The organism is Pedobacter indicus, from assembly GCF_003449035.1.
GTDB classification, from domain to species: Bacteria; Bacteroidota; Bacteroidia; order Sphingobacteriales; family Sphingobacteriaceae; genus Albibacterium; species Albibacterium indicum.
Genome location: NZ_QRGB01000001.1, coordinates 1,718,267 through 1,731,898, shown reverse-complemented (window position 1 = coordinate 1,731,898; position 13,632 = coordinate 1,718,267). Strand labels below are relative to the sequence as shown.

The window sequence follows — 13,632 nt, the reverse complement described above, 5'->3', positions numbered from 1 at the left end:
GATGAAGATTAAAAATGAAAAACAATACACCGATACTATCAACAGTATCAATGATATCATGAAAAAGGGAGAAAACAATGTAACCCCCGAAGAGTTACAAGCCCTGCAAGATAAGACCGCACAAGTACAGGAATACGAAAGCAGATATTATACATTCCCAGCACCCAAAACCATCATTGATATGGTCAAGGTCAAGATGTTTGAACGAGATATGAGCCAGACTGATCTGGCCAAAGAGACAAACATACCGCTTCCCAAGATCAACCAGATATTAAAAGGAAAACGAAAGCCCGATATCGATTTCTTGAAAGGGATATACGATAAACTACATATACCTGCCGATTTTATATTAAGCAGGATATAAAAACAAAAGAAGCGAGCCATCTGCGGTTCGCTTCTTTAAAAGTACTGAAGGCGGGAATCGAACCCGCACTCGCTTTAGGGCGAACAGGATTTTAAGTCCTGCGTGTCTACCAGTTCCACCACTTCAGCGTTTAAAAGTGTCTTGCGACACCGGTTTAAACATAAAATCCCTTACAATAAGGGATTTGTTTTTGGAGCGAAAGACGAGGTTCGAACTCGCGACCTCAACCTTGGCAAGGTTGCGCTCTACCAACTGAGCTACTTTCGCTTTTGTTTTGGTGAATGCAAATATAGGTAGTTTTACATACATGTCAAGCCTTTTTTGAAAAAAATTGACAATAGTTGTAAAACTACCTTATTCAGAGGAGCTTATTTTTAATTTAATAAACAAAGTAACGTATTTCCTCAAAAAAACCCTTATTGTCCGACCACCACAGAACCTAAGAACAGGCTATCTGATACCCGACTACGATCGTCAGATATAAACGCAATATGAACAAACAGTTCCGTACCCTCCTCCTCACCCACCAGGTCGATTAACTCTTCGCCATCTTCTCGTAAATTACCACTGTGTTTTCCAATAACATCATTACTGCCAGAAACCATAACCATTGCTTGATCATCATCGGCAGCGGCACCCTCCTTTTCGGTGTCCCAGGACACACGTAAAATATTCTTTTCCAGAGCGAGTGAAATCCCCTTCGGCAACTCTAAATCTCCCTTTGAGAAAACCACTTTGCTGTAGTCTATATACCAATGAGGGTATTCGCCGGCTATCGCATAAGATAGGTTATAAGACATTGCGACGTTAAACTGCGACATTCTTTCCAATTCGGGAGCTAAAGAGAACCCCTTGCGAACAAAGCCTATACGGAAGCGTAAATACTCCTGCATTAAATTGAATCGTGCCCGGTTCGCTAACTGTTTTTCCGTCGGTTTACGATTTTTCTTAATCCGTGGCCGGCTGCGCATAACCGATAGCCCTCGCCATTCGTAACCAACAACGTTTCCAACACGACCTTTAAAGGATCCCATGATCCCATCTTTAAAAACCGCCATAATAAAAAATATTAAGTGAAAATTAAAAAACCATAAGATCGGCAAAAACCAGATCAAAGTCAATATCCACGCTCAACAACCGGTCTGAATTTACACTATTATGATACAGGGCATAGATAGAAGTTCGTCGTACCTCAATCGGATATTAATCGTGCACACACGTCTAATATCCGAAGAACATCCGAACAATGTCCGAACAATGTCCGAACAATGTCCGACTAAGTCTAAAACATTTTAATAACAAGGGTCCTTCCATTTCAGGAGAAAAAGCCGCTTGGTCGCCGTGGGGTGTTCGCGAAAAATGAGTCGAAAAAGGTTTGAAATTCGTCAATAAAAAAACCGTTTTGAAAGGTTCATGAAATAAAACCCCTCAAAACGGTTTCGTTAAACGAAAATTTACGTAGCTAAATTTTCTCTCAGGTGTTAAGGTTTAGTTTATATCGAGCAGGGTACCTGCTATATCTTCCCAGCGGTAGTAGTGAAACGTTTTGTCATCACTCATCGCTACGAAAAGACCGTGTTTGAAATCATCATTCAGCGGGATGGATATCGTTTCAGAACCATCGCTGTTATTTGTCGACACGGGGATAGAGGCTAGCTGCTCGTGGTTATGCGGGGTAGCTCCACCTTCGCGCTTGTAAACTTTAAAATGATTTGCGCTTTGGTCAGACACCAGGATGTAGCCTGTGGTATCCGATGTTTTGTAGAAGCTGATACCTTCATTGTCCTCCTTGTAGCCCTCCGTTGCAAACAAAGCAAGTTCTTCATTTCCGTTGTCAGGATCAGCGTAGTATTTTCGAACACCGTACTGCTCGTCAGAATAATAGATATAACCGAGTTCATTATCGACCGCAATGGCCTCTATTTCTTTTTTACCACTAAATTCACCAAACTTCCTGACCAAGGTAGCTTTCACATCACCGTTCCCATCGTCCTCCAACAGGTATTGCCATAGGTAACTCCCATCTGTCGGGCCTGCTTTTCTGCCGACGATAGCATAGATTTCTCCGGCTTCATTGGTATACAAAGCAATCCCCATCAAATCGCGATACTCTTCTCCGGTTTCCCCTTCGAACATCGCTAGTCCCCCATTGTCGATCGCCTTCATATCAGGTAGGGAATAGATTCTCAGTTTATGGGTAAATCTTTCTGTAAGAACCGCTATATCAACCTTCTTTTCACCAAGCGATAAGCCATAAGCAACATCGACATTGTTTGGTCTTTTCAAATCACGGATTACCTTGTCTTCAATAATTTTCCCTTTCAGATCATAAACATATAGCGCACCGTCTTCGTCTTTGTCGGTTCCCAGAACTAAGGACTCAGCCGGATTGTCCGGGTTCACCCATACGGCGGGGTCATCCGTATCATGTTTGACAGGATCGGTGACATAAAGTGGTTTGACAGCATTGGGGTCGGTCGTCTGCTGACCGTTGTCACAAGAGATCAGTGTTCCCAGTGAGAAAAAAGCAACTATGGTTATTAATAAGGTTATCTTCATCATATTTGTTTTAAATATATTCGATTTATCTGGTTTATAGATCTAGTTTCAGGCCGATAGTATAGCGGGGTCTGTAATATTCCGCTTGCATGGTGCGAGAGGAAATCCCCTGGTAATAACGTAGCGGCTGATTGGTCAGGTTATTTGCTTCGGCAAAGAGTCTTAAAAGCGGGGTCACTTTATAAGAGGCATTGGCATCCAGGAAAAGTTGCTCATCATAGTAGGCATCCGAGAAAGCAGACTCCCCTAATGCATCCAAGTAGGCCGCTGTATAATTTAAGGACAGTCTCGCCAAAAACTTCTCGTTTTCCCAGGAAAGTGACCCGTTTAACATATGTGGCGCAGTACCCGGCAAACTCACATCTTCGCGAAAATCACCGTCTTCATTGGAAATACCTTTAGCGATCGACTTGGTGTACGTGTAGTTAGCATATACTCCAAAGCCGCTTAGAAACTTACCTGGCAAGAAGTCCAATTGTCTTTGCGCCGCTAGTTCAATTCCATATACATCAACACTCTCACCATTTCTGGTTTGAACAAATTCCCATTTTTCTCCTGCGGGAACTGGGTTTTGGACATCTGGAAAATCGGCAGCGAATTTATCTCTTGAATAAGACTGATCGTAGTACGTATAAATAAAATCATCTAGCTGCTTGTAGAAAACGCCTCCGGAGATGATGCCCACCGAAGTAAAGTATTTCTCAACCATCATATCCAGATTATAGGCATAGGTCGCTTTTAGATCCGGATTACCGGCCAGGAGTTCACGGTCGCTTGGTATGCTTGCAACGAAGGGGCTCAGAGCGTAATAATTTGGTCGCGCCAATGCAGTCGTTGCGGCCAGCCTAAAGATCAGATTTTCCTCCGGAACAAATTTAAATGTCAGGCTTGGCAGCACATTAACATAGTCGTTCTTCACATTTCTTGTTCCGGTAAGCTCTTCTTCATCCTGAACCAGGTTGCCTGTATAATCAATGCCTGTGAATTCGACCCGCGCACCGGCGATCATGGATATCTCATCCGTAATATCCTGATCCCACCGCAAATAACCTGCGTATATCTTTTCATCTGCCGAGTAATTAACAGTTAAATATTCATCCGGAACAGCCTCTTCTTCAAACAAAGATCCATTGGTCAGATCGAGATTTCCGAGCAAATTTGACGAGGCGAATAAGCCTGGCACCAGATGTGATCCGGGTTGAAAATTATCTCCCGGCCAAAATACATTATTCACCTCACCCAAGACCCCCAGGTCGTCGATTGGTGAGTACTCATTGAAGATATTATCCCGATCCTTCGTTTTGATACGCACACGAGCACCAAAACGCAACCTTCCTTTCTGATCATTTATAACTGAAAAAGGAACTCGGAGGTTCACTTTTGCACCAAATTCAGTTTCGTTGGTATAGTCGTGATTTTCCGAAATTTCATCGAGCTCCAAGCTTTCCGCATTAAAATCAGCAGAAGGAGTGAACAATGGTATGCGCGGATCGCCATTAAATGTAAAACCGACGCCTTCTTGTTCAAAAGCAATATAGCGCTCGTTCGGGCGATCTTCACTGGCGGTCGAATAATTTACGGACCAATCCATATCCAGTCGGGTTCCCAACAGATGCTCGCCCCGTAAAGAATAGTTCTGCATACGCTGATCTTCTAAACGGCGACTATGGTTTCTGCTGTTACCAATACCCCCTTTGGTTTCACGCACAACCGTCCCTTCGTATCCGACAATCTGACCGCTTCCATCTAAGACAGGAACCATATCACTCATCTCATTCTTAAAGCGGTTTTCTAAATCATCGCGCCAATTGTACATAGCCGTGGCGTAGAGGATATGGTTATCATTGATTTTATAATCCAGTGCTGCTGAAATGCTTCGCCGTACCCGTTTTACATCATATTTACGAATTTCATAGCCTTCGATGTATTCCAGGCCATCTTCTTCAACCCACTCAGCTTCCACATCGTCAGAGCCATAGTCATTATTATTATAGGATCCGCTCAAAACCAATCCCAACGCATTATCAGCAAATCGGTTACCATAAACGAATGAGCCTGAATACAGCGCCTTTTCCCGAATGGGATTGTATCCTGTTGCCAAGGTTGCCGAAATACGCTCACCATTTGGTGCGGCGCGTGTAACCAAATTCACGGAACCGCCGATGGCGTCGGCATCCATATCTGGTGTCAGTGTTTTATTTACCTCAATGACAGAAATCATATCAGAAGGGATTAAGTCCATCTGCACCTTTCGGTTATCACCCTCAGCCGAAGGAATCCGATCGCCGTTTAATGTTACGGAATTCAATTCCGAAGCCAGTCCTCTGATAATAATATTCCTTGCTTCCCCTTGATCATTTTGCATCGTAATGCCGGGCACCCGCTTCAAGGCGTCGCCAATGTTCGCATCAGGAAAACGCCCTACCTGATCTGAAGAAATGACGTTGGATATATTTTGATTACTTCTTTGCTGATTAAGCGCCCTCGCCTGCCCTCGTAACAAATCACCCATGACAATAACGGCATTCATCTCGGTAGAACCATCCTCCAGTACGAGGTCAATACGGGTGTTTCCGCCTTCAGCTACAGTAATTGATTGTCGAACCGGTTTGTAACCAAGGTAGTCAATCGAAATTTCGTAATTACCTGCGGGTACATTCAGTAGCTCAAATGTACCCGTCTGTGTTGAAACGGTGTAGCGGTTGATGGGCGACAGTTTGACGGTAGCGCCGGGTAGTGACACTTTTTGATGATCGGTTACCTTGCCGCTTACAACACCGCTTTGTGCGAAAGCCTGAACAGGAAGTATGAAAATGAATAACAGGGCAATAAACTGGTAAAATTTAGACATAATTGCGAGTGATTAAATTTCCGCTAGATTACGCCTTTATTATTAACCATGAGTTAACTAATAATTACATTATCTATTTGTTTTTTGACACTAATAATTGAAACTCCTTACCATATCCGGCGCACATTTTCGACCAAGTGAAGTTTGATCGTGTAAAGTCGCTAATACCTGTTGCAGCTAACTTAGCATCCGTTGGGCGGTTAAGGATGGCGAGCAGCTTTTCAATCCATGCTCCCGAATTGCCGGATTCAATCAGTTCGCCATTTTTTTGGTGAATAATCGCATCGGTAATTCCACCACTAGCCGAAGCCAGCACATGTGCCCCACATATGGCAGCCTCCAGACAAACCAGCCCGAAGCCTTCCATATCCCCTTTTACTTCAATATTCGGCATAATAAAAGCCTCTGAATGAACGAAGAGCGCCTGAACCTCATTGTCAGGTAATGTCCCCAAACGAATAACTTGCTTATGAAATTCAGGTCTGGCAATCAATTCATCGATATGCGATTCATCAGACGGATAGCCGAGAAAGAGTTCTAACTTCTGGCGGACAAAACGAGGGGCATAGCGAATATACCAGGGATCTCTCTTTTGACGGGAAAGCGGGCCAACCATCAACAGAAGAACACCTTCGGGCATCTCCGGCATGACCTCTTTGATAAACCAAGAAAAGCCCTTTCTTTTGACAGCCCGTCCCATGCATATCAGAACTTTTCGATTGACGGCGTTTAACCCGTAACGTGCAAGCAATAGCTTATCCAGCTGCTCACGACTAAGGTTGGAGGGCAAAGGGTCATCTACTCCATTGTTGATAACTACGACCTTGGCTGCTTGAATTCCCCTTTCGATACAAGCCTGGGCTGTCGCCCGGCTTACCGCAATGATCCGCTCAAAGCTATTGAATTTTGGAATGATTAATTTCTGATAAAACGAACTTGGAAACACCACATCCAGACCATGGAATGTCGCAGTTCGCTTGATGTGCCCGTAGCCACGGTGAAGTAAACTAAAGGCTGCCAAAAGACCATCGTTGTAGTGAATGATCGAGATATCGGGGTGACTCTCTATTTTCCGAAGAATTTGTCGATTCAACGTCCGAAAAAAATGAAAACGACTCCCGGTTCCGTCATATACAATGGAATGAACCTTTGCCAAAGCTTTCATGCCGTTGATCAGCTCAAAGCTTTGTTTCTCCATGCCACCCACCGCCGGGGGATATTTATGGCTTATAAATAGTATTTCCACTTTCTTCTATTAATTCGGGCTCCTCCTCAGGCTGTTGCTTCTTACTGAAGAATATAAAATAAAAAGCAACACCCAGCCCGATCCACACCAGTTGACGCGCCCTCCTTAAAATTGATGCCGTTACCCATACCTCCGCACTGCTGACGCCCACTATCGACAGCATGATTTTATTGCCATACTCTTCAAAACCTATCTGCCCGGGAACAAATGCACCGGCTGTTTTAAAAAAAACAACTCCGAGATCGATCACCAGGGCCTGTACGATGGTGATGTCAATGTTCAGAAACTTGAGAATGAAATAAAACTCCAGTGCCCCAAAAATCCAATGCAGAACCGCAAACAAAACCGATAGCCACATAAATTTTCTATTCTCCCGGATAAGAGGGGGAACTTCGCGAACGAAATTCATTACTTTCACTCGCAATGATTTTGATTTGGCCGCCAGAAAAGGAGAGATCGCTGAAGTTTGCAGATTGGCGTCAAAAACCTTCAACATAGGTAGTTGAATCATCATGGCGACAAAGGAAGAGAGAAAAAGAGTGAGCTGACTGGCCATCATCATAAGGCGTGATAAGAGTACAGATGCGGCTGCACGCTTTGAATCTATACCATACTTGCTCAGCATCACGGCCTTAAGCGAATCACCCCCGACGACACTTGCGGGATTAAAGAGTGTGAAGGTCTCCCCTACATGCCTGATCAAGTATAATCTACCCAATGAAACCGCCCGATGCTTATCGCCAAGGCAATATTGCCAGCTTAATGTGCCAAGGAGATAGGCTATTCCGGTGACAAGAATCAACACAACAAAGCGGTATCCTACGTGTGAAACTGATTTCATCACTTGATTCATATCGGTCGCTTGTAGAAAAAAGTACAACGATACGAGGATGCCAATCGTAATAATAATGGTTAACCACTTCTTCATAGTATGTGCTTATATTGCCATCTTTGAAGAAGCAGTCAAACTTTGAAGATCATTAAAATAAACTTCAGCAAGCTGATCCCAACTAAGTCGATGACTATATTTAAGGCCGGCAAGGGAAAACATTCCCCTTAGCTCATCATCTTGCAAAACTAATAATATTTTTTTCAGATAATCATGTTCATCGTACGGATTGCATTTAAATCCGTTCACCCCATTCTGAACAAAGTCTTTTGAACCCCCGCCATCAGCAATAACACAGGGCAGTCCGGATGCCATGGCCTCAAGTACTACATTGCCGTAGGCTTCAGAAACAGACGGAAACAAAAAAACATCTGCGCTTGCATACAATGTTGCCAGCTGCTGATGGTTGACTTTTCCTGTAAATATTGCTTCAGGCATATGTTCGATGCAAGCCTGTCTGGCAGCTCCATCACCGCCGATTACCAGGTTAACCTGACGCCCGCACTTTTGAATGAGTTCATAAATGCGAAATAGGGTCTCGAGATTCTTTTCCCAAACGAGGCGACTTACAAAAAGAATAGTCGGATGCTGATTTCCAGTTAGTTTTTCCAAATAGAGTTTGTCGCGGTGCTTCGGAGAAAAAAGCTCCGTATCGATCCCTCGTTGCCATAACTTCATTTTCGACTGTAAAATTCCAAAGTCTTGAAGTTCTGTCTTGATACTTTGAGCCGGAACATATACCAGATCGCAGCGATTGTAAAAGTTCCGCTGATTGTCGGTAAGAAAATGCTTGACAGGCTCAATTAAAAATGGCAGGCGCCTTAAATAATAAGCGACATAAGATACAAAATGAGTATGATAGATACTGATAACGGGCAAAGCATGTTGCCGGGCGTATTTTAATGCAAATGCTCCTAAAAGGGAGGGTGTTGCTATGTGAACGACATCGGGTGAAAAACTGGCAAGTCGCTTTTTTAATTTCGCTTTCGCCATAGAGGGCAATGCCATCGTATAACCTGCGTTCATCGGCAGATCCAGTATCGGCACCTTAAAACAAGCTTGATTGGCAATTTCCTCAGATCCTTTTCCATAAATAAACAGGAAATCAAACTCCTCGTTAGGAATGCGGTTGATCAATTGAAACATGGTTCGCGAGGCACCATCGAAATCATCGATCAGGATTTCGGCAAAAAAAGCCACTTTAATTTTTCTCATTCGATAGATTAGCCATTTATAATTTCGCCACCATTCGGATGGATTATTTGACCGGTCATATAGCTCGCGTCATCAGAAGCCAGAAAAACGTATGACGGGGCTACCTCGTTAGGCTGTCCCGGACGACCCAGCGGTACGTCCTTACCAAATTCAGCTACTTGCTTTTTCGTAAAGCTGGAAGGGATTAACGGTGTCCAGATAGGTCCCGGCGCCACTCCGTTTACCCGTATGCCTTTCTTCGCCAGATTGGTGGCCAACGAACGTGTAAACCCGACGATTGCACCCTTGGTAGATGCATAGTCGATCAAATGCCCGCTACCTCTGTATGCGGTAACCGAGGTTGTGTTGATAATACTCGCCCCTTTTTTCAGATATGGCAAAGCTGCTCTTGTCAAATAAAAGTACGAAAGGATATTCGTCTTAAAGGTTTTGTCCAGTTGCTCATCTGTAATATCTGCCAGCGAGTTCTGAGGATATTGAACCGCAGCGTTGTTGACTAAAATATCGATTTTCTTAAAGCGGTCAATGGTCTTAGCTATAATCTTTTCACAGGATTTTACCTCAGTAACATCGGCTGATATCAGCAAACAGTCGCCTCCGGCTTTTCCAACCAGCTTTTTGGTTTCTTCCGCATCCTTTTTTTCATCGAGATAAGCGAGAACAACCGAAGCACCTTCTGCTACAAAGGCTAACGCAACCGCGCGACCGATACCACTGTCACCCCCGGAAATAATAGCAACCTTCCCCTCGAGCCTACCGGCTGCCGGATCATCAGGAGTAGATTCTGGACGGGGGTCCATTTTATATTCATCACCCGGTTGATCTTTTTGAACCTGACCTTTTGGTGCCTTTTTTGCCTTGATCTCTTTTTTCTTAGCTTCCTTTTTTGTTGCCTCTTTTTTCATAACACATTGATTTTAAATACTCCTGGATGTTTTATAAAAACACGGAATCGTCCGCTTTTGTTTAAAAAATAGACGATTCCGTGTACGGGCATGATACTTTTGAAAATTCTAGTGTTTAGACAAACTCAGATCGTTAGAATGAGTAACGAAGACCCAACTGCATTTTCCAGGTTGAATTATAAGAAACCACGTCGCGGAAAGGAGTTTCAGGTAAGATCACTTGACTTCCCTCGGAAACGGTCATCATTCTAAACGTTGGGTTCGTAGCACTGATGCTCGCCGGGCTCAATAAGCGTTGTGCATTATTCAATGTTTTCTGAACACCCCATTCCTTGTTTAAAAGATTACCAAAGTTCAAAATATCCAGACTGATCTCCAGCGAATGTCTGCGACCCGCAACCGGTGCCATGATTTCCTGTGCGATGCGCACATCAAAACGGTTTAACCAAGGCAACAGGAAATCATTCCTTTTCAAATATTCTCCTCTGTATTGTTCTAGATCATTTTTAGCGATATAAGCGTCAAATGCCGCGGCCTGTTCAGCTGCAGTAAACAGAACGCCATCATCGTTTGTAATATCTACAAAGGTGATATCGGATGTGTTTTGCGGTAAGAAAATCAAATCTGCTGCGATCCCGTCACCATTAAAATCAGAGTTATACTGATATGAGAACCTTCCCTGATGCGATCCGTTATAGAAAATCGAGAACGTAGTTGCCAAATGGTTCAGGTACTCAACCGCATAGGAAATATTAGCATTTACACGATGTGGAAGCGCATAGGCTGACTGATACAATAATTGTTCGTTCGGGTTGTTAATCGATGGACTTCCCACCCAAGCAGAAGAAGCATTCGAGCCGGGATTTCCAGAAACCTCTTTAGCGCCGGAATGAGTATAGTAAATACCTCCAGTAAATCCAGCCGTTCGTTGAGGTAAAGTCAGACCGACAGTTGCACTGTATGAATGACCTTTTTCTTTCGTATTGGTTAAGATAGTAGCGTTGTTAGCACCGATAGCATCATTATAAGCGACATTGTCCGTTGTATAAAAATCTCTCTCGTCTCCAGGCGCATAGCTCATTTTCGCAACATTGGTGGCACGGTTCGCGCCAAACTGATAGACTGCATTAATGTCTCTTGTATATAAAAGATCGGCTACCGCAGTCAATGGCGTATTGGGGATCTGATAATCAACACCGAAACTAGTTCTCCATACTTTCGGCATTTTGAATTCATCATCGACTAAAGCGAATGAACTTGGATTACCTCCTGATGGGTTTTTGATAAATACACCTTCCGAACCGGGAACTGGATTGTTCACCCAGTGATAAGGGTCTGGATTGAAGCGAATCCCGCCAATCCAACCAGCTACTTGATCATAGCTTTGAGGTTCAACATTGTTTTGGATAACACCGGCATTGGTAGGCATGTTGGTTAACCAAACAAACGGGATACGGCCAGTAAAGATTCCTGTTCCGCCTCGGAGAATCAGACTGCGATCACCCTCGACATCATAGTTAAAGCCAATACGAGGGGAAAGCATGATACGTGATTTTGGCCAATTTCCGGAATCGTAGTTTTTAGGGTTCCCGTCTGAACCAAGTAACTCCATGTTGTTGATTCCCTGATTTGGTGTTAAATCATTCAAATAAATAGGCAACTCTGCACGCAATCCGGCTGTAATATCTAGTCGATCATTCACTGCATAACGATCTTGAACATATAAAGATGCCTGTCCGAAGTTTACACGGCTATAAGGATCCATACCTTCATACGGATAGGTTACCCCAAACATGATCGGTGCCACTTCATTGGGCCCGCCGGTAGAAAGAAAATCTTCTACGGACTCGTAACGGTAATACGAGGTTCCCATGCGCACGTAGGCATTACCAAATTTTTGTATTTCAAAGGCTGCCCCACCTGTGATGGTATGATCACCAGTAACAAAAGTAAGGTTGTTCACAAATGAGTAGTTATCATTGACTACGTCGTTATTATAAGTAAATAATTCATAACCAAAAGTCATGTAATTGGTTCCGGTAGCACTTCCATCCCAGATATCAACCATTGGGAAAACATCGCTGTTGGATGTTCTTTTGTCTTGTATTTTACTGTAGGTCGCTAAAAACTGATTGGAAAGACTCGGACTGAAATTACTTGACAGTTCAGCTGTGATCGACCGTACGGTATTTTCCATTCCATAATTTGAGTTCTCAAAAGAAATGGAGTTAGAGCTTACGCGCCCTGTACTCGATCGGGGTGATGGGCCTGAAGACGCATTGGTCAAGGCATTTGAAATACCCACAACCTGATTATAGCGTACAGCCAGCTTGTGAATATCATTGATGTTCCAGTCGATACGTGCTAAGAACTTCGTACTATGCTGCTTTGCATCGTTCGCATAACCCTCATAACGTCCCGGATCGTAGCCCCATTGGTTAATTAAGTGATCCCTCACTGCGGTTAAATCAGCGATACTTGTACGTGCGATATTACGATCGGGGTCTGCAACTCCGTTCTCAGAGGCTCTCCAAAGGTTCGCCCCAGAGGCATTTGCACCCGTCTCTTCAACCCGCTCGGCGTTTACGAAGAAAAACAGCTTGTTTTTGATAATCGAACCACCTAAGCGGAAACCATAGTTTTTGGTGGCAGCATCTTCGCTTTCATCTAATTCAATATCATTAATTTTATTACCCTGAAAGCTTTCATTGTTATAATAGCCGTAAACCGATCCGGTGAAGGTATTGGTACCGCTCCGGGTAACGGCATTGATTCCAGCGCCTGTAAATCCGCTCTGACGAATATCAAAAGGCGCAATGTTTACCTGAACTTCTTCAATCGCATCTAAAGATATCGGTTGTGAGTTACCACCTGGAAGCGGCGCGTCACTCAGACCAAAACCATTGTTGAAGTTGGACCCGTCGATTTGCAAGTTATTATAACGTCCGTCTCTTCCGGCAAAAGATGTTCCTGATGACTGAGGTGTCAATCTGGTAAAATCTGTTAGACTGCGACTGATGGTCGGCAAGGTTTCTAATGCATCGGTACTGATGTTTGTACTAGCACCTGTTCTGTTGGTGTTTAGTTTAGAACCTGTTTGACCCATGATTACAACTTCAGTCAATTCCGTTCCTCCTTCTGCTAAGGTAGCATTGATCACAAAAGGCTGTCCCAGCAATAAAGTGATGTTTTCAAAAGTAGAGGTTTGGTAACCGATATAGCTCATTTCAACAATATACGGCCCGCCAACCCGCATGTTCGGGATATTGAACCTCCCGGTTTCGTTAACAACAGTAGAATAGCTTGTACCGCTGGGTACGTGGGTAGCTTTCACGCTGGTTCCGATGGCGCTTTCGCCATTCGGTTCCAGAACCGTTCCTGTAAGGCTACTCGTTGTAACCTGCGCATAGAGTGTAGCGCTGCTTAGTAGCATTAAGAAAAAAAGTAGAAACTTCTTCATATTCAAGTGAGTTTAATTGTTTCTACAAACATAGATTCCCTCTTTTTCCATGGCGTTACGAATAGATTATTTTTCTATTAATAATATTATCTTATCGTTAAATAATTGAAACCGAGAAGACAAAGTCTCGAAAACAAGTTCTT

At 43.6% G+C, this 13,632-nt stretch carries 9 protein-coding genes and 2 tRNA genes; 1 reads left to right on the top strand and 10 read right to left on the bottom strand.

All coding sequences use genetic code 11. From position 1 onward, the window contains the following. The first annotated feature begins 1 nt into the window (after position 1). On the top strand, positions 2-364 hold the full coding sequence (locus tag D3P12_RS07755; protein ID WP_118194440.1) for a helix-turn-helix domain-containing protein: 363 nt from the start codon (positions 2-4) through the stop codon (positions 362-364). A gap of 42 nt (positions 365-406) precedes the next feature. On the opposite strand, the gene D3P12_RS07750 is transcribed toward D3P12_RS07755, so the two are convergent. The 10 genes from D3P12_RS07750 to D3P12_RS07705 all read right to left on the bottom strand — a co-directional run bounded on the left by D3P12_RS07750 (position 407) and on the right by D3P12_RS07705 (position 13,489). Next, positions 407-492 (bottom strand) — tRNA-Leu (locus D3P12_RS07750). Positions 493-555: 63 nt separating this feature from the next. After that, positions 556-631, bottom strand: a tRNA-Gly gene (locus D3P12_RS07745). A 149-nt stretch (positions 632-780) separates the two neighbouring features. Beyond that, on the bottom strand, positions 781-1,422 hold the full coding sequence (locus D3P12_RS07740; protein ID WP_118194439.1) for a DUF6266 family protein: 642 nt from the start codon (positions 1,420-1,422) through the stop codon (positions 781-783). A gap of 430 nt (positions 1,423-1,852) precedes the next feature. Next, entirely contained in the window at positions 1,853-2,926 is a 1,074-nt protein-coding gene (locus tag D3P12_RS07735; protein WP_118194438.1) for a phytase, read from the bottom strand. A gap of 31 nt (positions 2,927-2,957) precedes the next feature. After that, positions 2,958-5,774, bottom strand: a complete 2,817-nt coding sequence (locus D3P12_RS07730) for a TonB-dependent receptor (RefSeq protein ID WP_118194437.1) — start codon at positions 5,772-5,774, stop codon at positions 2,958-2,960. 73 nt (positions 5,775-5,847) lie between these two features. Then, positions 5,848-7,020 (bottom strand): glycosyltransferase family 4 protein, encoded by a 1,173-nt coding sequence (locus D3P12_RS07725; protein WP_157970288.1) that lies wholly within the window; start codon positions 7,018-7,020, stop codon positions 5,848-5,850. Next, a complete protein-coding gene (locus tag D3P12_RS07720; protein WP_118194435.1) occupies positions 6,995-7,948 on the bottom strand; it encodes a lysylphosphatidylglycerol synthase transmembrane domain-containing protein in 954 nt (317 codons plus the stop codon). The genes D3P12_RS07725 and D3P12_RS07720 overlap by 26 nt, the downstream gene beginning before the upstream one ends. Before the next feature lie 9 nt (positions 7,949-7,957). Continuing rightward, complete coding sequence (locus D3P12_RS07715) at positions 7,958-9,124, bottom strand: glycosyltransferase family 4 protein (RefSeq protein WP_118194434.1); 1,167 nt, start codon at positions 9,122-9,124, stop codon at positions 7,958-7,960. Between the two features lie 8 nt (positions 9,125-9,132). After that, positions 9,133-10,029 carry an SDR family oxidoreductase gene (locus D3P12_RS07710; RefSeq protein ID WP_118194433.1) on the bottom strand — a complete coding sequence of 299 codons (897 nt, stop codon included), beginning with the start codon at positions 10,027-10,029 and terminating at the stop codon, positions 9,133-9,135. 133 nt (positions 10,030-10,162) lie between these two features. Beyond that, a complete protein-coding gene (locus D3P12_RS07705) occupies positions 10,163-13,489 on the bottom strand; it encodes a TonB-dependent receptor (protein WP_118194432.1) in 3,327 nt (1,108 codons plus the stop codon). Positions 13,490-13,632 lie beyond the last annotated feature (143 nt).

Bases quoted from the DNA above. Each gene is read 5' to 3' on its own strand.
- D3P12_RS07735 (WP_118194438.1), bottom strand. From the start codon at position 2,926: ATGATGAAGATAACCTTATTAATAACCATAGTTGCTTTTTTCTCACTG.
- D3P12_RS07720 (WP_118194435.1), bottom strand. From the start codon at position 7,948: ATGAAGAAGTGGTTAACCATTATTATTACGATTGGCATCCTCGTATCG.
- D3P12_RS07705 (WP_118194432.1), bottom strand. From the start codon at position 13,489: ATGAAGAAGTTTCTACTTTTTTTCTTAATGCTACTAAGCAGCGCTACA.
- D3P12_RS07740 (WP_118194439.1), bottom strand. From the start codon at position 1,422: ATGGCGGTTTTTAAAGATGGGATCATGGGATCCTTTAAAGGTCGTGTT.
- D3P12_RS07710 (WP_118194433.1), bottom strand. From the start codon at position 10,029: ATGAAAAAAGAGGCAACAAAAAAGGAAGCTAAGAAAAAAGAGATCAAG.
- D3P12_RS07730 (WP_118194437.1), bottom strand. From the start codon at position 5,774: ATGTCTAAATTTTACCAGTTTATTGCCCTGTTATTCATTTTCATACTT.
- D3P12_RS07715 (WP_118194434.1), bottom strand. From the start codon at position 9,124: ATGAGAAAAATTAAAGTGGCTTTTTTTGCCGAAATCCTGATCGATGAT.
- D3P12_RS07755 (WP_118194440.1), top strand. From the start codon at position 2: ATGAAGATTAAAAATGAAAAACAATACACCGATACTATCAACAGTATC.